The following is a 22,330-nucleotide window of genomic DNA, read 5'->3' as shown; positions in this document are numbered from 1 at the left end:
CGGGCCGCCTGAGGCATATCAGACGGCCCGTTTGTTTTTGGTGAGGCGTGCGTTCCAGCCTTAAGCTGCGCGGTTATACCTATTCTGCTGGTTGGACTGCGCATTTTCAATGCGGAAGCGCTGAACCAACCCAAGCAGAGCTTCAACCTCTTCGGATAGCATCTGGCTCGCGGCGCTGGATTCCTCGGCCATCGCTGCGTTCTGCTGGGTCATCTGGTCCATCTGGTTGACGGAACCGTTGACTTCCTGAAGGGCCGAGGACTGGTCCTGCGTTGCTGTGGCAATGGTTTCGACGTGCTGGCTGACGACGATGATCTGCTTGCTGATGGTGGAGAGCACTTCTCCGGCCTCTTGTACCAGCAGTGCACCCGTGCCGACTTCATTGGTGGACTGGTTGATCAGTGTCTTGATTTCGCGGGCGGCATCTGCCGAGCGCTGGGCGAGCTCACGAACTTCCTGTGCGACAACGGCGAAGCCCTTGCCTGCCTCACCGGCACGCGCTGCTTCAATACCCGCATTCAAGGCCAAAAGGTTTGTCTGGAAAGCGATATCGTCGATAACTTCGATGATCTGTTCGATCTTCTTCGAAGCATCCTCGATGCGCCCCATGGCATCGATCGCGTTCTTGACGACCGTGCCGGAACTGTCAGCGCTTTTTTGCGTGACGCGCACGGCTTGGTTTGCTTCGCGGGCCCGCTCTGCCGAAGACTTCACGGTGACGGTGATTTCTTCAACGGCTGCGGCTGTCTGCTCCAGCGAGGCGGCCTGCGATTCCGTGCGGCGCGACAGGTCGTTAGACGACTCAAGCATTTCCAGACCGTTGTTCTGGATGACCAGCGTTCTGTCGCGAATCTGCGCCAACACATCTTTCAGGTTCTGCAACGAACCATTGAAGTCGGTGCGCAGCTGCTCCAGTCGGCCAGAGAACGGTGTGTCGATGGTCTGTGTCAGATCGCCACTGGAAAGGCGGGCCAAACCACCAGCAAGCTGGCTGACCGCAAAATCGATCTGACGGTCCGTTTCGCGCTTTTCAGCATCGCTACGGCCACGTTCTGCTTCGGCTTGCGCCCGCTCTTCAACGCTGCGTCCTTCCATCAGGAGCTTTTCGTGCGCGTTTTCACGGAAAACCTCAAGCGCGCGGGCGATATTGCCAAACTCGTTTTTGCGCTGCGTGTAAGGAATATCCGTTTCGAGCTTGCCTTCGGACAGAGATTTGACCGCATTCGTCAGCAAACCAAGCGGGCGCAAAAAGCGCTTTATGGCAAAATAGCCGAGGAAGCCAAACACCAGCATCACGCCAAGGCCGCACCATAACACGATGTTGCGCAAGCCATCGATATGAGACTGGTACACCGCCATCGGCACACCCACAAACAGGATACCAACCGTCGCGCCGGTTTTGGAAAGAACCGGCAGATAGCCCGTCATATATTCCGTGCCGAACAGCGTGGCCTGACCGAAATAAGGCTCGCCCTTCGCCATGTTCGCATAGGCGGGGTGATCCAGCGCCAGCTTCGTGCCGACCGCACGCTCGCCTTTTTCATTTTTAACGTTGGTGGAAATACGAAGATACTCCGAGCCCTGCGTCTGGAACACCGTCGCAACACCACCATTTGCGGTGCCGGTGCGGTCCACGAGGTCGAAATCCAGCAATGTTCCGATGCTCGGTCTGCTGACGGTTTTCAACTGTCCATTTTCAATAGCAACCTGCGCGCCACCCACCTTCATTTCATAAAGAATGGCCATGCTTCGAAGAGCGCGCTTGGTATCCATCAGCGCGCTTTCCATAACGTCCTGCTTCAGACGGAAATAGGTCGATGTGCCGACGGCAAAAATGCCAAGAAAAATGAGTCCGATAGTTAGACAAACCATTTGAATAACTATGGATCTCGAAAAGAAAGTTGCCATCACACATCCCTGAGAATTATTGGTGTCGGGATAATGAAATAAAACTATTAAAATTCACGGAATATTTCGGCAGTTGTAAACACTGGATATCGTTACGCTTTTTCGCTTATTTGACGATGATCAAGTATCTGAAAATACTCTTATATTAGAGAATTAAAATTATCCAGACTCACAAACTCCTGCGACATCAACACGCAATGGTTGTTACAAAATGGCGTCAAACCCCCACGCCTCTCATAAGGCAGCCTTGAATATAGGTGTGTGATTTAGTGGATATAGCCCATGCGTATCGCTTTCGCGATCGCCTGAATACGGTTGACGGAATCGAGCTTGATCGTCGCCGAGCCGAGATAAGCATTGACGGTGTGCACCGAAAGGCCCAGCTTCACGGCGATTTCTTCGCTGATGCGACCATCTCCGGCCAGTTGCAGGCAGGCCACTTCACGTTCGCTCAACGATTCCGCCGGCGTCACCCGACGCTCATCAAGAGCCAGCAGATCGACCATGATCTCCGTGCATTTGATATGCTGCTCCAGCACCAGTTCATTGTCGAGCAGGAGGCTTCCGCCGCAGAACACGACATACCCATTCCCGATTGTGCCCAGACGAACAGGCAGCGCCAGACCAGCATAGGACAGCTCGTCATTCACAAGCCGCACCATAAGCGCGGGAACATCAGGTATGTCTGCAAACCCCGTACCGCTTTCGCTCTTCCAGGTGATCGGCAACAGCGACCGCTCCAGATGCTCAAGCAGACGGTCTCCCAGCACGCGAACCAGGCGTGCGCTCTGTTCATTGGCGTTCATGCCCCAATTTTCCAACTCGCAAAACAGCTTGCGCTTATTGGGAAGACCGGATGCGACAGCACGCAGAACGACGAAGTTTTTCGCGCCCAGAATGCGCTGGATCGATACGAGTTTAGGAAACAGGTCAGACCGACTGGAGGAGTTGCCGCCACGCGGTGCTGTTCCGTGCCCTAAGCTGGCTGTCTCGGAATCCTTATAATATCCCATTCGACGCGCCCCTATACGAGATTATTACGAACCGCATAGGCAATCGCCTCGGAACGTGTCTTGGTTGCGGTCTTGCGCATGACGCTGGTGATGTAGTTGTTGATGGTATTGCGAGAGATGCCGAGAATCGTCGCCATTTCGTCGCTGGTTTTTCCTTCGGCGATCCAGAAAAGGCATTCAAGCTCACGCTCGGTCAGATCGATATCGCGCTCCACCCGCGATTCGGCCACGATACCGGAGCTGGCAAAATAGCCTGCAAGCATCCCCGCCTCCCGCAAGCGATCATCGGCCGGAACCGCATCGACTGCAAACAGCAGCAAAAGTGAAAAACGAACGCGCCCGACGCAAAAGGTCATTGCGCAATATTGCCGGTCAATGCCGTGCGGGATGACAGCATCATCCGGCAGTAAAAGCACGCGAGGTTTTAAAAGCGAAAGGCATTTTTCCATTTCGCTGACACGGTTTTGATTGTTGGTCAGCTCTGCGCCAAGCTTGCGCACCAGATCAAACGGCCAGTCGGAGGTAATGATAAAATTCAGGCCTGCTTCCTGCAAAAGATCTTCGCGGGCCAGCAGATAATGAGATGCGCCTGCGTAGGACGCAAGCAGCTCGATAGCGGCTGTAACGTTGCCGTCCGCAGCCACAAGAGAAATATTACGAATGAGTTGATCGCGTAGCAATGGCTTCACCGACCTATCAAACGGCGCAGCAGATAGCCTGCGAACATCAACATCCACCTTCAATAGCCTACGCCCTCTTGGTCTCCTTTACGGAGATGACTTAACCGGGATGGAACTCATTTCCATTCAGAACCACAGCCATGGACCCATGATTTGCGTGTCTGGTGACCGAATCATTATATTTTAAAAGACAAGCAATGAAACACCATAACCAGCAAAAGCTGTTCCACGTATTTCATCTCTTTGTCATGACACCGAAAGCATATTGATGTTCTCGGTTTCGCACAGTGTTGATTTCAGTATTCCAGTGCAAACTGGCGATTTGATGAACAAATGGTAAATTCTGGCCTGAAAAAGAACATGTGTGCCGTTTCGATGCAAGGGGCAAAACGGACAAAGGCCGGTTCAGAACCGGCCTTTGCTGTATTAAGCTGCTTTTTCGATCGCCCACTTGCGGAGAATTTTCGCGGCGCGTTCCTCGCTGATTTCCACCATGCGGGACAGACGACGTTCTGGCCCCTCGCGGACCCGCCGGTTGAAGTCGCCATCGCCATTGTCGCCGGAGAGAAGATCGTCGGTACTGTCGAAGCCGAAGTCCGCACCGAAGCCATCCATAAGGCCACCCGCACTTGCTCCACCGAGGCCCGGAGAGAAGTCTGGAAGTTCCAGACCGGCGGCTTCCTGACCGATTTCCGCAGGAGATGTTGCACCGCCGTTAACCGAGCGAACCATGGGCCGCACACCAAGCCAGACAACGAGGAAGGCAACGGTGACGAAGGCGAGAGAGTTGATGATGCCTGCCGAATTGCGGCTCAGCACTTCCATAAAGCCCGGACCGGCCACGGCCTGATCAAGCAATTGGGTTTCAAGGAAATCCATGGCGGTGATCGTGACGACATCGCCGCGGTTGGTCGAGATACCAGCCGCAGAGGTCACGATCTTTTGCATCTCAGCCAGATAGGCGTCGATCTTTGCCTGATCGGACGGCTCGCCGATCATTTTCGCCAGACGTCCCTTGTTGACGACAACTGCGATGGAAATCTTGTCGACCGTATAGCCATTGCGAACCGTAGCTATTGTCTTCGAGTTGATCTCGTAGTTGGTCTGCTCTTCTTTTTTCGCCGTTTCATCAGAGGTACGAGGACCGCCACCGCCGCCCTGAGGCGCCGCCTGGGGCACGTTCTGCTCAACCGTCGCAGCCGTATCCGGCGTTGTTTCCTGAGATTTCTGGTCTTCCTTGGTCGTGCGAACGGAGCGCTCGACGCGCGATTCAGGATCGAAAACGGTTTCCTGAACCTGCTGACTGTCAGTGTTGAGCGAGGCCGTTACGCTGGAGCGAAAGTTGTCCATGCCGAGGAATGGCGCAAGCGCCTTGTCGATTTTGGTTTCGAGTTCCTGCTGGAAATTCTGTGCCAGGGTCAGGGAGCGGTTCAACGCACCATTTCCAACATCGTCACCGGAGGCCAAAAGCTGGCCTGTGGAGTCCAGAAGCGTCACGTCATCGACTTCAAGGCCGGGAACTGCCGAAGCAACGAGATGGCGAATAGAGGAAGCGGCCTTGCGGCCCGCCGTAGCACTGGCGCGAATCATCACCGACGCGGTGGGTTTTTGTTCTCCACGGCGAAAATTGCCGACATCCGGCATGACGATGTGGACGCGTGCGGCAGCGACACCGTCAATTTGCTGGATAGAGCGCCCGATTTCGCCTTCAAGCGCACGAACGCGGGTTACTTCCTGCATGAAAGACGTCAGGCCGAGCGAACCGACATTGTCGAAAAGCTCATAACCGGCGTTGGTACTGTCTGGCAGACCGCGCTCGGCAAGCAGAAGACGTGCCTTGCTTGTCATGCCAACAGGAACTTGGATGCTTGTTCCATCGGCCCCAACCTGAAAATTAACATTCGACTCTGCAAGAGCGATGCTGATCTTGTTCAGATCCATAGTTTCGAGGCCGACATAAAGTGTTTCGTAAGCAGGCTTGTTCACATAAAGCGCGGCGGCGAGAATGATTGCCATGGACAAAACGCCCACACCACCCAGCACCAAAAGCCGCGTCTGACCGAGAGCCGCAAAATTTTTTAAAACCTGAGGGAATTGATTTAACAGATTCATTCTGTCCCGCACCGTCATTCAAATGAGTCCGAGACCTTCTGGTCCCAATACAACACTAGACGGCGAAGCTTGCGCGAGCGTTTCCCTGGTACGTTTCGTGGCCCTACTCGCCCCGACGGGATCAGGCCGCGATATAGCTGGAAATGATCGCGGATACCTGAGCCGGGGTCAATGCACCCATATGGGTGTTGAGGAGCGTCTCGATCTGCTCGCTTGACAGGCTCACCAATGTCTCAGTCGACAGACCGGCAACCCCGGACGAGCTCAAAGCAGCGATATCAGACGTGGAGAACTTCCCAATGTTCTCTTTTGAAAGGGCTGCAATCTGCGCCGAGGTCAATGCGCCGACCTGCGAAGGTGTCAGCGCTTCGCTCTGCGCCGTGGTCAACACTGTGATCACGCTCGTGGACAGGCCGGAAATCGCGCCGGTGCTGAGCGACACGATATCGTCCGTCGAGAACAAAGCGATATCTTCCGTTCCCAGGGCCGCCGCCTGGATTGCATTCAGCGCATTGAGTTGCGTTGTGGTCAACGCATCCACTTGCGCTGTCGTAAGAGCGACGATCTGGTTGTAACTCAGCCCTCCAACCTGGCCGGCAGTCAGAACATTTATCTCGCTCGTGGTCAGAGCCGCGACAATGGCGGTCGATAGCCCTCTGATGGCCGAGGAGGCGATGGCTGCGATATCCGCTGTCGAGAATGTCGACATCCCCTCCGTGGACAAGCCGGCCAAGCCATCTGCACTGAGCGCTGCGATCTGCGTCGTCGTGAAGGATTCGATCTGGTCTTTGCTGAGGACAGCAACCTGACTGCTTGTCAGTCCCGATATGCCCGCCGTACCCAAGGCAGCCAGTTCGCCGGATGTCAGCGCCGCGATGAACGTGGTCGGCAGTCCGCCAATCGCGGAGGAACTTATGGCTGCAATCTGTGCCGAGCTGAGTGTTTCCAGCTCTTCTGCCGTCAATCCGGAGAGTGCGTTGGACGTCAATGCGCCAATCTGGGCCGTGGAGAAGGCATGAAGCTGCTCAAGGCTCAGGGCCGCAACCTGATTGCTGGTGAGACCAGCAATACCGACCGAGTTCAGCGCAGCAATCTGGCCAGTCGACAGAGCAGCCAGATCGATCGTTTCCAGAGCGGCGACCTGCCGCGAGCCAAACGCTGCAACCTGTGCAGTTGTCAGGGCGCTGACCTGATCGACGGTCAGTGCGGCAACCTGCGCCGAGGAAAGCCCGGAAATTCCAAGCGTGCTCAACACGCTGATGGTTTCCGTCGGAAGCGATGCCAGCGAAGCCGTTGAAATGCCCGAGATCGCCGCTGCGCTGATCGCAGCGATGTCTGCCGTCGAGAATGTTCGCAGATCGTCCAGACCAAGGGCTGCGAGTTGTCTCGCTCCCAGTGCTGCCACCTGATCCGGGGTGAAGGCCTCGACCTGATCCGTGCTCAAACTGTCGATCTGACCGGTCGTTAGTCCCGAAATACCCAGTGGGCTGAGGATAGCGATCCTGTCTGTCGACATCGCAGCGAGAGCGGCGGGCGAGAGACCCGAAATGGCATTGGACGACAGCGCGGCAAGATCTGCCGTGGAGAAAACGCCAATGCTTTCCTTTCCGAATGCGGATAGTTGCGTGGACGTCAGCGCACCGACCTGGATCGGCGTCAAAGCCTCCACCTGATCGGTGGAGAGAGCCGCGAGCTGCCCGGTCGAAAGACCTGCGATGGCTGCCGTCGTCAGCGCGGCGACCTGAGCCGAAGACAGAACCGCGGCACCGACAGTTCCCAAAGCCGCGACCTGTTTCGAGCCGAGGGCCGCGATCTGCGTCACCGTCAGCGCCTCCAATTGCGCCGTCGTCAGCGCCGCGATCTGCGTCGACGAGAGACCGGAGATGCTTGCCGTTCCCAGAACGGCCACACGCTCAGTGGTCAGACCGGCAATCGTATCGGTCGAAAGACCGAGGATGGCGCTCGACGTCAACGCCGCGAGTTCCGCCGTGGAAAACACGCCAATATCGTCGGCACCCAATGCGCCAACCTGAACGGAGGTCAACGCGGCAACCTGCAACGTATTGAACGCTTCAATTTGCGTGGTCGAAAGTGCTGCAATCTGCGTGGTCGAAAGACCGGCAATTCCCAGGGTGCTTAAGGCTGCAATCTGCGCGGTTGAAAGCGCGCCGATCCCGGCGGTTCCAATCGCTGCAACCTGTTTTGAGCCAAGCGCCGCAATCTGCGTTGTGGTCAGCGCGCCAAGTTGCGCCGGCGTGAGAGACCCTATCTGGGTGGTGGAAAGACCGGAGATGCTCGCCGTGCCCAGCACCGCAACGCGGTCGCTCGACATGGCGGCAATTGTGTCTGTGGAAAGACCCAGAATGGCACTTGAGGTCAATGCCGCAAGTTCAGCGGTTGAAAACGTAGCGAGATCGTCAACGCCCAGCGCACCGACCTGAGCCGAGGTCAGGACCGCGACCTGGGTGCTGTTGAAAGCCTCGACCTGCGCTGTGGAAAGGGCGGCAATCTGCGTGGCGGAAAGGCCGGGAATACCGACCGTACTCAAGGCCGCGATCTGGGCTGTGGAGAGCGCACCGATCCCGGCTGTCCCAATCGCCGCAACCTGTTTTGAACCAAGTGCCGCGATCTGGCCTGTCGTCAGCGCCCCCAACTGGTCCGTTGTCAACGCGCCAATTTGGGCTGTTGAAAGACCTGGAAGCGTGGTCGTCGACAAAGCTGCGACCGTCGCAGTCGACAATAAAGCCAATGTTTCGGTCGTCAGTCCTGCAATGGCGCCACTGGAAAGGGCAGCGATATCCTTTGAAGAAAATACGGCAAGATCATCTGTCCCGAGAGCGGCGACCTGCGCGGAACTGAGCACAGCCACCTGCGCCGTGGTCAGCGCCTCGGTCTGCGTCGTCATGAGCACTGCAATCTGGGTGCTTGAAAGTCCAGCAATGCCGTCCGTGCTCAACGCTGTTATCTGGTGGGGTTCGAGCGCGATGATGCCATTCGTTCCCAGCGCCGCCACCTGTCTAGACGTCAGCGCGCCAACCTGCTTGGAGGAGAGCGATTCGACCTGGCCCATGGTCAAGGCTGCGACCTGTCGTGTCGACAGACCGGCAATCGCAGCCGGACTGATAGCCTTCATCGTCTCCGGGGTCAGTGCTGCGATCGTGTCCGTCGGCAATCCGGATATCGCCGCAGAACTGATCGCAGCAAGAGCACCCGTGGACAGGGATTCGAGCTTAGCGGTGCCAAGCACAGCAATCTGCTGGGATGTCAGCGCGGCGATCTGTTTTGTCGAAAGCGCGACGAGTTGGCCCGAGGTCAAAGCTGAAACCTGGTTTGTGGACAAGCTCGCCACGGATCCCGTGCTCAAGAATACGAGTTGATCGGCTGTTAAGGCAGCAATGGTGCTTGTCGGCAGCGACGCAATGATATCGGAATTGATTGCGCCAATATCCGCACTGGAAAATTTTGCGATGCCCTCGGTCCCAAGAACCGTAAGCTGGGAAGACGTCAGCGCTCCGACTTGAACGGCCGTCAACGCTTCTGCCTGCAACGTCGTGAATGCAGTCAGTTGCGCGGTGGTCAGCCCAGAAATACCGCCGGTACTCAGTGCAGCAATCTGTCCCACCGATAGTTTTTTGATGTCATCGACGCTGAAGACGGCGACCTGTTGGGCCGTCAACGCGGAAACCTGTTTGGTCTTCAAAGCGGCAATCTGTTCGGTGGTCAGGGCGGCAACCTGTTTGGTCGAAAGATTTGCGAAGCTGGTCGAGTTCAGGGCAGCGACCTGCTCGGGCGAGAGAGACGCAATCACTGCGGTCGAAAGGCCGGAAATTGCGGTTGAATTGATGGCGGCGATATCCTTGTCGGAGAACGTTGCGATATCATCGCTTCCGAAAGCCTCAAGCTGATCGCCGGTCAGAGCCGACACCTGAAGGCTGGTGAGCGCTTCTGCCTGCTTCGTGCTGAGGGCGGCAATCTGTTTGGTGGAAAGCCCGGATATTCCCGAGGTTCCGATTGCTGCAATCTGCAATGTGCTCAGGGCAGCGATCTGCGTGCTGCTCATCGCAGAAATTTGCGCCGACCCCAATGCAGCGATCTGCGTGGTGGTGAGAACAGCAAGCTGCGCGGACGTGAGAGCCACAAGTTGTTCGTCCGTCAAGGTTGTTACGGTCGTGGCACGCATTGCCGCAATTTGGTCTGGGGTCAGGGACGCCAGACTGGCGGGAGTTAAGACAGAAATCTGGGACGAGGTGAGTGCAGCCATCTGCTTAATCGACAGGGCTGCAAGCTGCGCTGTTCCAAGGCTTTCAATTTGCTCAGATGTCAGGCTTGCAACTGCCCCGGTGGCCAGTGCCCGAATTTGGAGTGTCGAAAGTCCTGCGAAGATGGATGTGCTCAGACCTAGTATCGCTCTTGCCGCAATCGCAGCAATATCTTCGTCGGAAAATGTCTTGAGATCATCCGCTCCAAGTCCCGCAATCTGCGAGGATTTGAGCGCCGCGATCTGCCGCGTCGTCAAGGAATCCACTTGCGCTGTCGAAAGCGCTTCAATTTGATCGGACGTCAAAGCGCCGATAGCACCGACGCTTAAAACGGCGATCTTATCACTCGTAAGCGCGGCGATCACCTCAGTTGATAGCCCTGCGATGCCGCTTGCGGTTAGCGCCTGAATTCCCGCAGTCGAAATCACCTTGATGTCTTCCACCTTCAAGCCCGCAAGTTGGCTGCCCGTCAGGGCAGCGATTTGCGACGATGTCAAAGACGCGATCTGGGTGGTGGACAAGGCGGATATCTGATCCGCGCCAAAGCCAGCCAAAGCCTTGGTTGCCAGAGCTGCAATCTGGCCGGTTGTCAGCTTTACGATCGATTCGGAATCCAAGGCTGCAACTTGTCCAGAGCTCAGCACTTTGATCTGGGTGGTCGAAAGGGCTGCAACCTGCGTCGGCGACAGCGCAGCAATCTGGTCGGAACTCAGTTTGGACAGGGAGCTGACACTGATTGCTTTAACCTGCTCCGCAGTCAAAGCAGCCACAACAGCGGTCGACAAGCTGGAGATCGCCTTGGTGTTCAAAGCTGTAATATTGGCATCCGAGAACGCGGCAATATCATCCGGCTCCAATACCGCGACCTGTGATGAGGTTAGGACCGCAGCCTGTGCCGCAGACATGGCACCAAACTGGAGGGCAGTCAGCGCGTCAACCTGATCGGTCGTTAGACCGGCAACAGCCACCGTTGATAGCGCCGCCACTTGCAAAGTGGTGAGCGCAGCAATCGCAGCGGTGCTCAGTCCCTGAATGGCTTTCGATCCGATGGCTGCAATATCTTCAACAGAGAACTTGGCAAGGCCTGTGGGTTCCAATACCGCCAGCTGTGTTGAGCTTAGCGCTTTTACCTGAGCAGAGGACAAAGCGCCGAGATTATCTGGCGTTATCGCAGCAATCTGCGCAGTAGAAAGCGCGGCAATTGCCGCCGTTCCCAGAGATGCAACCTGTTCTGGTGTCAGAGACTTGATATATTCCGTGCTCAGCGATTTGATCTGCGCAGATTTAATAGCGCTCAACTGCTGGGTCGTGAGAAGTTTGACCTGGTCGGACGTCAGCGCCGCAATTTGATCCGTCGAGAAGGCGGCGATGGCTGCGGCTCCCAGTGCGGCTATCTGTACGGATGTCAAGATAGCAACGGCACCAGCGCCAAGACCGGCGATGCCCTTTGTCGAAATCGCGGCGATCTCGTCCGCAGTAAACGTCTTTATGTCATCGGCATCGAGGGCGCCGATCTGCAAAGACCCAAGCACACCTATTTGCGCAGAGGTCAGTGCGGCGACCTGGCTTGTGCTCAAAGCGCTAATCTGCTCGGCCGTGAGTTTGGAAACCGCACTTGTGCTGAGTGCCGCAATCTGGCTGGTCGTCAGTTCCCCGACGATGGCTGCATCTAACCCTGCAACTGCTTTACTCGACAGAGATTCCAGGGCCGAGGACGAGAGTAGCTTAATGCTGTCCTTGGTCAGAACCGAGGCTTGGGTCGACGTCAGCGCACCCAATTGCACGGAGGTCAAAGCCGGAAGCTGAGTACTGCTCAGTGCCGAGAACTGTTCCGTGGTCAGGTTCGCGAAGGTGCTCCCGCTGAATGCTGCGACATGCTCGTTGGACAATGTGCCAATGATACTCGTGCTCAGACCCGCTGCTGCAGCACTCGTGATCGCGGCAATATCCGCCGTTGAAAACGTCGCGATCTTTTCGGCTGTAAGCTCGGCGATCTGTGCCGAACTGAGCATTTTGACCTGGGGCGCCGTCAGCGCCGCAACCTGCTCGGTCGTTAACGCCGCGATCTGCTCAGTGGTAAGACCCGCAATGGATTTGGTTCCCAGTGCCGCGATCTGCGCCGTGGACAGAACGGCGATGCCAGCTTCCTCTAATGCCTGAACCTGCGAAGATTTGAGAACACCGAGCTGCCGCGCGGTCAAATTTGAAATCTGATCGGTTGAAAAAGCCCCGATCTGGTCTGCGGACAGGCTGGCAATGGCGGCAGTACTCAAGCCTGAGATCGCCGCTGCTGAAATATTGACAAGATATTGGGTACCGAGAGCGCTGACTTGGGAGGCCTTCAAAGCGCCAATCTGGCCGGACGTCAAAGCACTGATGCGGGTTGGACCCGCGCCATCGATTTGCGTCGAACTCAAAGCACTGATCTGCGCAGTTGTCAGTCCGGTGATCGTTTTGGTATTCAGGGCCGCCAATTGGTCGTTGGACAGTGAGGTAATGGCTTTGGTGCTAAGACCGGAAACGGCCTTGCTCGAGATCGCCGCGATATCAGCGGTGGAGAATGTGGCCAAATCCTCTATCGAGAAAGCAGCCAGTTGTGCCGAACTGAGCGCCGCGATCTGCGCCGGAGTGAGTGCTTCGGACTGGTCACTCGTCAGTTGCCCCAGTTGCGCGGTCGTTAACGCCGCGACCTGGTTCGAACTCATGCTTTCGATGGCGATTTTATTCAGAACGGCAATCTGATCCAGCGTCAGCCCGACAATCGCGCCCGTGGTGATGGCACTCAGCTGGCTGCTCGAAAGCACCTTGACGTCTTCGGTATCGAGCGCTGAAATTTGGGCCGACGAAAGCGCCTTGATCTGCGTTGTCGAAAGCGATGCAACATCTTCCGTCGACCACGCGGCAATCGCCGTTGTCGAAAGAGAGGTAATCTGCTTAACGGTTAGCGAAGGTACGATCGTTGTCATTTACAAGCCTTGATCACTAGCTCAAATGTCGAAACAAATGGGGAGGCTGCCACACCTCCAAATGAATGTTCTGAACAGGAAAACGAACGTCTTTTGCCCCGCCCCCGCGCCGCGCTGAATGCCGCCTAGCCATACGACTTGAGGGCATTCACCATTGACAATCCTAGGTTTCGTTGCTTGCGCGAGGCTGTCAGTTTTTCCGATATGAAAAGCAGATTATGGGTGTCACGAAGCCGAACTACAGCGGAGGGTTGAGGAAGGATGGCATAGGCTGATCCTTCTCACCGAGCGACAGGAACAGGCGCGCAGTATCCAGCGCCTCGCGGATCGTCACATCCATGTCCAGATAACGGTATGTTCCAAGCCTTCCCACAAAGGTCACGGCCTTTTCCTGCCCTGCAAGTGCAACATATTGCGCGAGCTGTTCTTTTTCCTCGACCAGCCGGATGGGGTAATAGGGCACATCATCCGGTCCGCATTCCCGGGAAAATTCCCGGTAGCAGACAGAACTGTCGTGGCGTTCCCACGGCGAAAAATGCTTGTGTTCGGTGATGCGGGTATAAGGCACCGACACCTCCCCGTAATTCATCACAGCGCATCCCTGATAATCGCCGTCATAGGTAAAACGTTCGAAATCGAGCGTGCGATAACCCAAACGGCCATTCACATGGTGAAAATAGCCATCCAGAGAGCCTGAGTAAAATGTGTGATCGTATCCACTGACGTCATCCCGACTGAACGCCGTTTTCAGATGAACGCGGATACCGGTGTGGTCGAGAATTTTCTCCACCATCGGCGTATAACCACTCTCTGGCATACCCTGGTATTTGTGGAAAAAATAATCGTCGTCGTAATTGAAGCGAACCGGCAATCGTTTCAGGATCGACGCCGGCAGGGCGGTTGGCGAGCAACCCCATTGCTTCTGGGTATAGCCTTGAAAAAATGCCTCATAAAGATCGCGACCGACGAAGCGCAGCGCCTGCTCTTCAAAGGTCTGCGGGTCTTCGATGGTCTTGTCGGCCTGCTCGTCGATAAACGCCTTTGCCTCATCCGGCCTGAACGTCTTGTCGAAAAACTGATTGATGGTGTGCAGGTTGACGGGGAGTGAAAACACCTGCCCCCTGCTGGTCGTCTTCACCCGGTTTTTATAGGGCATGAAGGTCTGGAAACTGTTTACATAGCCCCACACTTCCGCATCATCGGTGTGAAAAATATGCGGGCCGTAGACGTGAACCATCACACCCGTTTCGCTGTCGCGCTCCGTATGGCAATTGCCTGCAATATGGTCGCGGATATCGAAAATCTCGACCTGATGACCTGCCTCTGCAAGCTCACGTCCAATAACGGCGCCAGACAATCCGGCGCCGACGATAGCAATCTTCTTATGCTGGGACACGATCAACCTACCCTTATGATGTTATGCGTTCGCCGAAGCGTCTTTGGTCCACAGGCGGTTGTCGTGCGGAATGGCGGAGTAGCCATGCCATTCCGTCAGCTTCTGCAAATAACGGTCGCGGTAGGTTTTTTCGTCCACGAATTCCAGATTTTCCTGCACGAGTTCGGTGCCGATCTCGTAATAGACATCCAGATTTCGCAGATCGGGCACAGGCGCCTCTCCCCGTTCGGCTTCCCCCTGCATGTGCCAGAACAATTCTTCAAGGCGTCGGGCCAATGCCGGTATGTCGCGCAGCACGCTTGTCTCGCGATTGGCCTCAAGCTTGTTTCGAACCGCCTTCAGGCTGTCCGGATTTTGGGCGTAGGCAATGGCCTTTGCGATATAATCCTGTGGCCCTTCGCAAATCAGTTCGGGCACGCCAGTCGCCGCAACGACGCTGGTGCAGAACCGTGCCGCAAAACTCTTTCCGGGGAAGGTCAGCACAGGCAGTCCTACCGTCAGGGAATCGGCTGCCGTGGAGTGTGCGCCGTAAGGGAACGTGTCCAGAAACAGGTCAGCCACGGCGATGCGTGCAAGGTGTTTCGCGTTCGGTGCTTTCGGGGCAAAAAGGATGCGCTCAGGTGCAATGCCTGCGGCTTCGGCCAACTCGCGCAAGCGTTGATCGGCTTTCTCGTTGCCGCTGAGGAGCCACAAAACGCTGCCCGGTGTTGCGGTCAGAATTTCCATCCAGTGATTGAATGTGCTCGGCGTGATTTTTTGCATACCGTTGAAGCACGCAAAGACGAAAGCATCTTCCGGCAGACCTGCTTCCTGACGCGAAGGCTTCTCCGCAATCGTCCGCTTGCGGTCGATCGGCTGATTGCAGGCGATCCGCAAGACTTTCTCGGAGTAATAGATTTCGCTTTCTTCCGGAACGATGTGCGGATCGGCGATCATATACTGGTGGAAGGGGCTACCCATCGAACCGGGATAACCGCAGAAATTCACGATCACAGGGGCCGGACGATAGGCGAAAATCTTCGTTCTGGCATGTTTCGTGTAACCATTGACGTCCACAAGAATGTCGATTTCGTCACTGACGATCTGCCTTGCGGCCGCTTCATCCGTCAATGAACCGATATCGTGCCAGCAATCAACAGCCGCTTTCATCCGCGTTTGGGTTGGATCATTCGCAACCGGATCGCCGCAATAATAGGCGTGAATTTCCACACTGCTCTTGTCGTGCAATTCCAGCACGTCTCTTAGCGCAAAGCCGACAGCATGATCTCTCAGGTCCGAGGAAACGTAGCCGACCCGCAGGCGTGCACCCGTACCGGACTTCTGCTTAACCTTGCCTTGAGGAAAGCCCGTGAGGTTCAGGCGACCGACGAATCCCTTGTTGTAATTCCACGCCTTGGCAAGCTGGAACATCGGATCGTCAGAGTAGCATCCCAATGTCAGCGGAGACATGGAATCGATCATCTGGCGCGGCGTGATGTGGCTGGAAGGCAGCAGAACAGGCCATTTGCATTGGCGCTGGCGCAATGCGCTCCAGTGCTGCCCGGACTCTGTTTTTTCCGGCCGCAATTCCATGGCCTGCCAGAGCACGGTCTCCGCTTCCTCCAGCAAGCCGGCATTTTCCATAACGCGGCCAATGTGCTGCAACGCCATCAAACGATAGGATAGACGGTCGGGCGTGCTTTCGGATGTGCTGTCCACGAAGCTCTGCCACTGCTGGATGGCCAGCGTCGACACACCGCCATCCTCATAAGCGCGTCCGAGATTGATATGCGCGGGGCCGAATAGCGGATCGACCTTCAACGCCGCACGCATCGCATTTATAGACCCTGAAAGATCGCCAAGCTGGCGCAATGTGACGGAATAGTTGAAATAGACCATCTGCTGGCCGGGCTGGGATTCGTTGAATGCCAACCAGGTTTTGTACAGTTCCACCGCCTCGGTTCTGCGGCCTTCTGCGCCAAAGGTTTCGGCAAATTTGAACAGGTCCATCAACGACAAGCGTTGCGTTCTGGCCAATTCCAGCAAATTTGGAAGGAGCGAACTGGAAAAACTACCGGTCGTCACACTATTCATCAATCAAAACCCCGGAACTGGCGTGCCGAAACGGCAAACGAACCATTATCTTTTAGAAACCGGTGTGCAGATTAATACCTTCAAGCTTGTGCGGCGCTTTACTTGCACAGAAACTGTGCTTCATTGCTCATTATTTGATAAAATATCGACGTTTTTCGGCTTATGGATACTCACAGCGACAGCGGAGCGAGGATATTGCTTCGTTCACGCGCCACCATACCGCCGTGCGGGCGAAGCGATTGCAATATCGCTATCGCCGCATTGTCTTAAAATAGATCGATGTCACCCGATGCCTTGTCGAGAGGCTGGGAGTGACCGTGTCGCAGGCCGGCACCCAGCGCTTTCTGCATTTCAGCGAGTTTGACGAGACTAAGAGCCGTCGAAACGTCCACCGCCCAATCCAGAGGGATGGACCCCGTTATCGTGTCGATGAACTCGGCCAGACCCCTTGTTTTTTGAACGGCAAGATCGATGCCCTGCAAAAGCTTCATTCCCTCGTGCGATACCGCGCCGCTGGTCACTTCCAGCAATTCGGGTTCGATTCGCTCGATAAGATAGGCGACATCGTGCAGTTCGGAAACGACCCGCATCAAAACATCTGGAAGCGCCTCTTCAAATGCTGAAAATCCGGCATGCTCGGCGATATGCATAAAATACTCCGTGACCAGAGCGTCGGACGAAAACCTGAAAACGGCTTCCGTCCGATGCGGAGACAAAAAAGGTAGAACGGCGCGGGAAAACCCGCTTTGCGTGCCGCCTTAGAAAAACTCGATATCGCTGGCTGCTGGCTTGGGAGCCGGAGCTGGACGTTTTTCCAGCGCAACCGTGCTTTGCGTTTCGGCACCGCTGAGCGGATGCTGACGCGCGCGACCGGAGACCGGCCAGAATTCTATTTTACGGCCCTGGTCTCCGCCGGTTGATGAGCCGACGAGGCGGATACCTTCGTCTTTCAAAAACTGCACCGCGAATGCGGCGTTCTGTTCGCCGACATTCGAGAAGCTGGCAATGGTTTTCGCCCCGCCGAAAATCTTTGCCTCAAGACGATCACGGCGTGCCCCCTGCTTCAGCAAGCCGTTGATCAGCAACTCCATGAGATGCACCCCATAACGGGTCGCATCTCCGCCCCCCATACCCCCCGTACCCGGCAGCAAAAAATGGTTCATGCCGCCGACGCCCGCAACGGGATCTCTGAGACATGCAGCCACGCACGAGCCAAGGATTGTCGTCATGACCACGTCCGGATCGTTGATGACCTTGTACTCGCCTTGAATAATGTGAACGCGCTTGGCTGCGGTTTCGATCATTTCAGTGATCCGAATACGGCTTCGATCGCCGCCCTCATCTTGTCGATCGAGAAGGGCTTTGCCAGAACGTTGTTGGCGCCAAGCGCCGCAGCCTTCTGCACCAGAGCACGGTCGCCCTGCGCCGTCAAAATGATGAAGGCCGCCTTCTTGGTGGTCGGGTTCGTGCGAACCGCCTGCAAGAAGCCAAGACCGTCCATCTTCGGCATGTTGAAGTCGGAGATGACCAGATGATGGGGCTGCTGCTCCATGATCTTCATACCCTGTTCGCCGTCACCGGCGGACGTGATCTGCTTGAAGCCGAGCTGGGTCAGCGCATCACTGAGCAACAGGCGGCTGGTCACCTGATCATCAACGATCAGAACTTTGATTTTCTCTGCAAGAGACATTAGTCAGAACCTTCTTTTCGGGCAGCAGTAAGTTTCAGAATTTCTTCGCCGATGGCGTTCAGCGAAAGTTGTGTTTCAACGGCACCAAGTTCATGCGCAACCCTTGGCATTCCATAAACGACGCATGTTTTTTCATTCTGGCCAATGGTGCGGGCACCGGCATGGCGCATTTTCAGCAGACCCGCAGCACCGTCACGCCCCATCCCGGTCAGGATGACACCAACAGCGTTGCGTCCAGCCAGTTCGGCCACTGAATCGAACAACACGTCCACCGATGGCCGATGGCCATTAACAGGTTCCCTGTCCAAAAGCCTGCAACTTGGCGCGGAATGATTAACGACCTGCAAATGGCGCTCACCGCCCGGTGCAAGGTAGATCTTGCCGGTCTGAAGCCGTGCGCCGTCCGTCGCCTCTTCAACAACCGGCGCGCAGAGACGGTTCAGCCGCTCCGCAAAGCTTTTTGTGAAGGTGGACGGCATATGTTGCGTAATCACCGTTGGCGGGCAATTGGCCGGGAATTTCTGCAAAACCGAAATCAACGCTTCGACACCACCGGTCGAAGAGCCAATGGCGACGATCTTGCGACCGACGCGATAATCACTGACCGCCATTGGCTGTGGTGCGGCGGGCCGCTCGGTTGCCATGGCGCGGTATGTCTGATGCTGCGAACGAGCCGCAGCCTTCACCTTTTCAGCCAGATCGCCAAACGGTCTGCTATCGCCCGGTGCGGGTTTGCCCACGCAGTCGAAAGCGCCGATTTCCAGCGCCGCCAGCGACGCACCAGCGCCGCGATGTGTCAGCGTCGATACCATGATGACCGGCATGGGCCGCAGGCGCATGATTTTTTCGAGGAATTCGAGGCCGTTCATTTCCGGCATCTCGATATCCAGCGTCACGACATCTGGGTTGAGTTCCTTGATCGCAGCGCGTGCTTCCATGGCGTTGCCCGCCTGCCCGACGACCTGAACATCTGGGTCGGCCTTCAGGACAGCCGAAATCAGGCCGCGCATGGTCGGAGAGTCGTCGACAACGAGAACCCGTGCGGGTGAACTCATGCCTTCCTCCCGCCGGATTTTCCTAGGAAACGGTATGTGGTGATACCGGTATTGTCGAACAACGCTTTCGCATCGCCCGAAACACGCTCCGAATGGCCGATATAGAGATGCCCGCCCTCCGGTAGCAAACCGGCAAAACGCGACCAGATTTTCATCTGGGTCGGCTCATCGAAATAGATCACCACGTTGCGGCAGAAGATCACGTCGAAACCGCCCTTGAACGGCCATTGCGTCATGAGGTTCAGCTCATTGAACGTGATCAGGCGCTTGACCTTGTCGCTGATCTGGTGCTTGCGCCGACCACCGACATCCACGTCCTGAAACCATTGCTTGCGAATGGCCGGAGACACGGTTTCAAGAGCGTTCTCGTCATAGACCCCTGCCCGGGCCTGAGCGAGAATCTTCGGGTCGATATCGGTCGCGAGGATGCGGAAATCATGCTCGGCGGCATTCGGAAACATCGACAGGACGGTCAGTGCGATCGAATATGGCTCTTGCCCATCGGAGCAGGCCGCCGACCAGATGCGAACGCGTCCGCCCGATTTTGCACGGTTGATAAGCCCCGGCAGAACCTCGTCGCGAAGATGTTCGAAGTGGTGGTTTTCGCGGAAGAACCGCGTGAAATTGGTTGTCAGATGCGACAACATCTCACGGCGGGCAGGCGCGCCCTCCTGAGAGGATACCAAGGTGCAATATTCCCGGAAACCGGAAATACCGAGATTGCGGATGTGTTTTGACAGGCGCGAATAAACGAGCGACGCCTTTGTGTCGTTCAGATAAATACCCGCATCGGCATAAATCATCGCAGCGATTTCGGACAGATCGCGGCGCGTCAGCGGATATTCTCCGCTGGCGAGCACTTCGTCCGGGGACTGGCGTTGATCGTTAAATTTAGGCGCTGTCATTCATCACCACTTTTCAACCGGCTGCCGCAAGAGACATCTCTTGCTTGAGCGACTGGCCACGAGACGCACCGACAACGGCATCCACATCGAGAATAAGCGCAACGCGGCCATCACCGAGGATGGTTGCAGCAGCAATGCCCGGAACGTGGGTGTAGTTGGCTTCAAGCGATTTGATCACGACCTGACGCTGACCCTGGATGGCATCGACCATCAGAGCGCGCTGGCCGCCACCTTCCGATTCCACCAGAAGCGCCACGCCCTCTACGGGGTTGGCCTGAGTGTTGCGGAAGTTCAGGATACGACCGACATCCACCAGCGGGCAGAACGAGTTGCGGATCGAAATCAGGCGCTGGTTGGAGCCGAAGGAGTGAATGTTCACGGCCTCAGGCTGAAGCGTTTCGACAATCGCCGTCAAAGGCACAACAAGCGTCTGACCGGCAACCGTCACCACCATGCCGTCGAGAACGGCCAGTGTCAGCGGCAAGCTCATCGTAAAGGTCGAGCCGAGGCCCGGACGCGACGTGATGCTGATACGGCCACCAAGAGCCTGGATCGAACGCTTGACCACGTCCATGCCCACGCCACGACCCGAAATGTCGGAAATCTTGTCGGCGGTGGAGAAGCCCGGCGCGAAGATCAGGTTGTCGATTTCTTCGTCCGTCAGGTTGGCATCGGCAGCGATCAGATCGTTGTCGATGGCCTTCTGGCGAACGCGCTCGCGGTTGATACCCGCGCCATCGTCGGCAAGTTCGATCAGAATGCGGCCCGAGCGGTGTTTCGCCGTCAGCTTGACGGTACCTTCCGGGTTCTTGCCGGCGGCTTCACGCTTTTCAGGCGTTTCGATGCCGTGGTCCACGGCATTACGGATCATATGCGTCAGCGGCTCGGCCAGCTTGTCGATGACCGTCTTGTCCACTTCGGTGTTTTCACCCTCGGTGATCAGACGGATCTGCTTGCCGATCATGTCGGCCACTTCGCGGACGATACGCGACATGCGCTGGAAGACCGGCTTCACCGGCTGCGCACGGATCGCCATAACGCTGTCCTGAATTTCACGCGTCAGCTGCTGAAGTTCTTCAAGGCCCATATTGACGGCGGAGGTGCCGGTCGTATCGTTCTCGATCACGCTCTGCGACAGCATCGCCTGATTGATGACAAGCTCGCCAACAAGGTTGATGAGGCGGTCGACACGGTCGAGATCGACTCGGATCGTCTGACCGGCGCTTGCGTTGGCAGCCGCGGCGGCTGCCGCTGGTGTTTCTTTTTTCTCCGCAGCAGCGGACACGGCGCGCGTGACTTCCGTTGCAGCAGACGCCGTTGCCACGGTCTTTGCTGCGACCGTTTCTTCAACGATAGCAGGCTGAATGGCAGGCTCTTCCTGCACATCATCATCCAGCGCAGAAAGATCGAACGGCACGGGGATCATCGGCAGTTCTTCTTCTGCCGGTGTTTCCGAGATGATTTCGGAGATTTCGAGATCGCAATCCCACTCGGCAAATTCAAAGACCGTGCGAATGCCTTCTTCGCCCTTTTCCGTCTTGATCGAAATCTTCCAATGGAAATAGGCAGCTTCCGGATCGACGTTTTCAAGGGCCGGCAATGCGCTCATGTCGCAATTGATGCTCATCTCGCCGATACGGGAAAGATCACGCAGCAGAAGCGCGGATTCATTGCCCTTGGAATAAAGCGAGGCGTTCGGCTTGAAGGTGACGTTGAAACACGGCGTTTCCATCAAAGGAACCGTATCGTCTTCAAAATCGCCAAAGGAGAAAGCAACGGGCTGGAAGCCGCTATCGTCGGTTGGCGCAGGTGCTGCCACGGCAACAGGTGCTGCGGCCTTCGGTGCAACAGGCTCGGAGGCCGCGCCACCGGATGGCTTTTCACCATTGGCCAGCGCTTCCAGTTCCTTGACGAGACCGCGTGTGCGGCCTTCTTCCACACTGCCGCCATCACGGGCAGCATTGGTCAAGTCGGCCAGAACGTCGGCCGACTTGAGCATGACTTTCAGAACGTCCTGATCAGGTTCAAGCTTGTTCGAGCGAACGCAATCCAGCGTCGTTTCGAAAACGTGAGCGAAGGCTACCAGATCTTCTAGACCGAATGCCCCAGCTCCACCCTTGATGGAATGAACGGCACGAAAAACAGCATTTACGGTTTCCGGGTCACGGTCGCCGTCATTTAATTTCAGAAGACCCGATTCCAGTTCCGCGAGTTGTTCCTCGCACTCCTGGAAGAAGATTTCTTTGATTTCGTTCATATCCATCGTGAATGGT

Annotated in this window: 13 protein-coding genes; all 13 read right to left on the bottom strand. The window is 56.3% G+C overall.

The genetic code is table 11. From position 1 onward, the window contains the following. Nucleotides 1-60 precede the first annotated feature (60 nt). Nucleotides 61-1,908, bottom strand: a complete 1,848-nt coding sequence (locus RMR16_RS00900) for a methyl-accepting chemotaxis protein (RefSeq protein WP_320200953.1) — start codon at nt 1,906-1,908, stop codon at nt 61-63. 266 nt (nt 1,909-2,174) lie between these two features. Further along, a complete protein-coding gene (gene visR, locus RMR16_RS00895) occupies nt 2,175-2,921 on the bottom strand; it encodes a transcriptional regulator VisR (RefSeq protein ID WP_320200954.1) in 747 nt (248 codons plus the stop codon). A gap of 11 nt (nt 2,922-2,932) precedes the next feature. Continuing rightward, nucleotides 2,933-3,664: a transcriptional regulator VisN gene (gene visN, locus RMR16_RS00890; protein ID WP_320200955.1), complete on the bottom strand. Its 732-nt coding sequence runs from the start codon at nt 3,662-3,664 to the stop codon at nt 2,933-2,935. Nucleotides 3,665-4,027: 363 nt separating this feature from the next. Beyond that, nucleotides 4,028-5,713: a flagellar basal-body MS-ring/collar protein FliF gene (gene fliF / locus RMR16_RS00885; protein ID WP_320200956.1), complete on the bottom strand. Its 1,686-nt coding sequence runs from the start codon at nt 5,711-5,713 to the stop codon at nt 4,028-4,030. Nucleotides 5,714-5,834: 121 nt separating this feature from the next. Further along, nucleotides 5,835-12,938 (bottom strand): hypothetical protein, encoded by a 7,104-nt coding sequence (locus RMR16_RS00880; protein ID WP_320200957.1) that lies wholly within the window; start codon nt 12,936-12,938, stop codon nt 5,835-5,837. 238 nt (nt 12,939-13,176) lie between these two features. Further along, entirely contained in the window at nt 13,177-14,334 is a 1,158-nt protein-coding gene (locus RMR16_RS00875) for a UDP-galactopyranose/dTDP-fucopyranose mutase family protein (RefSeq protein ID WP_320200958.1), read from the bottom strand. Between the two features lie 21 nt (nt 14,335-14,355). Further along, the gene (locus RMR16_RS00870; protein ID WP_320200959.1) at nt 14,356-16,407 is read right to left on the bottom strand and encodes a glycosyl transferase; all 2,052 of its coding nucleotides are present in this window, start codon (nt 16,405-16,407) and stop codon (nt 14,356-14,358) included. A gap of 266 nt (nt 16,408-16,673) precedes the next feature. Next, nucleotides 16,674-17,057 (bottom strand): chemotaxis protein CheT, encoded by a 384-nt coding sequence (gene cheT / locus RMR16_RS00865; protein WP_320200960.1) that lies wholly within the window; start codon nt 17,055-17,057, stop codon nt 16,674-16,676. A 108-nt stretch (nt 17,058-17,165) separates the two neighbouring features. After that, entirely contained in the window at nt 17,166-17,711 is a 546-nt protein-coding gene (cheD, locus tag RMR16_RS00860) for a chemoreceptor glutamine deamidase CheD (protein ID WP_320200961.1), read from the bottom strand. Beyond that, the gene (cheY2, locus tag RMR16_RS00855; RefSeq protein ID WP_320200962.1) at nt 17,708-18,097 is read right to left on the bottom strand and encodes a chemotaxis response regulator CheY2; all 390 of its coding nucleotides are present in this window, start codon (nt 18,095-18,097) and stop codon (nt 17,708-17,710) included. The genes cheD and cheY2 overlap by 4 nt, the downstream gene beginning before the upstream one ends. Continuing rightward, nucleotides 18,097-19,152, bottom strand: a complete 1,056-nt coding sequence (cheB, locus tag RMR16_RS00850; protein WP_320200963.1) for a protein-glutamate O-methylesterase CheB — start codon at nt 19,150-19,152, stop codon at nt 18,097-18,099. Before cheB ends, cheY2 begins: the two co-directional genes overlap by 1 nt. Further along, nucleotides 19,149-20,057 carry a protein-glutamate O-methyltransferase CheR gene (cheR, locus tag RMR16_RS00845; protein WP_320200964.1) on the bottom strand — a complete coding sequence of 303 codons (909 nt, stop codon included), beginning with the start codon at nt 20,055-20,057 and terminating at the stop codon, nt 19,149-19,151. Before cheR ends, cheB begins: the two co-directional genes overlap by 4 nt. A 13-nt stretch (nt 20,058-20,070) precedes the next feature. Beyond that, nucleotides 20,071-22,320 (bottom strand): chemotaxis protein CheA, encoded by a 2,250-nt coding sequence (locus RMR16_RS00840; protein WP_320200965.1) that lies wholly within the window; start codon nt 22,318-22,320, stop codon nt 20,071-20,073. Between the last annotated feature and the right edge of the window lie 10 nt (nt 22,321-22,330).

The sequence above is a fragment of the Agrobacterium sp. rho-13.3 genome, from assembly GCF_033957765.2.
GTDB lineage: Bacteria > Pseudomonadota > Alphaproteobacteria > Rhizobiales > Rhizobiaceae > Agrobacterium.
The sequence above is the reverse complement of the archived record's forward strand: the minus strand, read 5'-3'. Positions and strand labels throughout refer to the sequence as shown.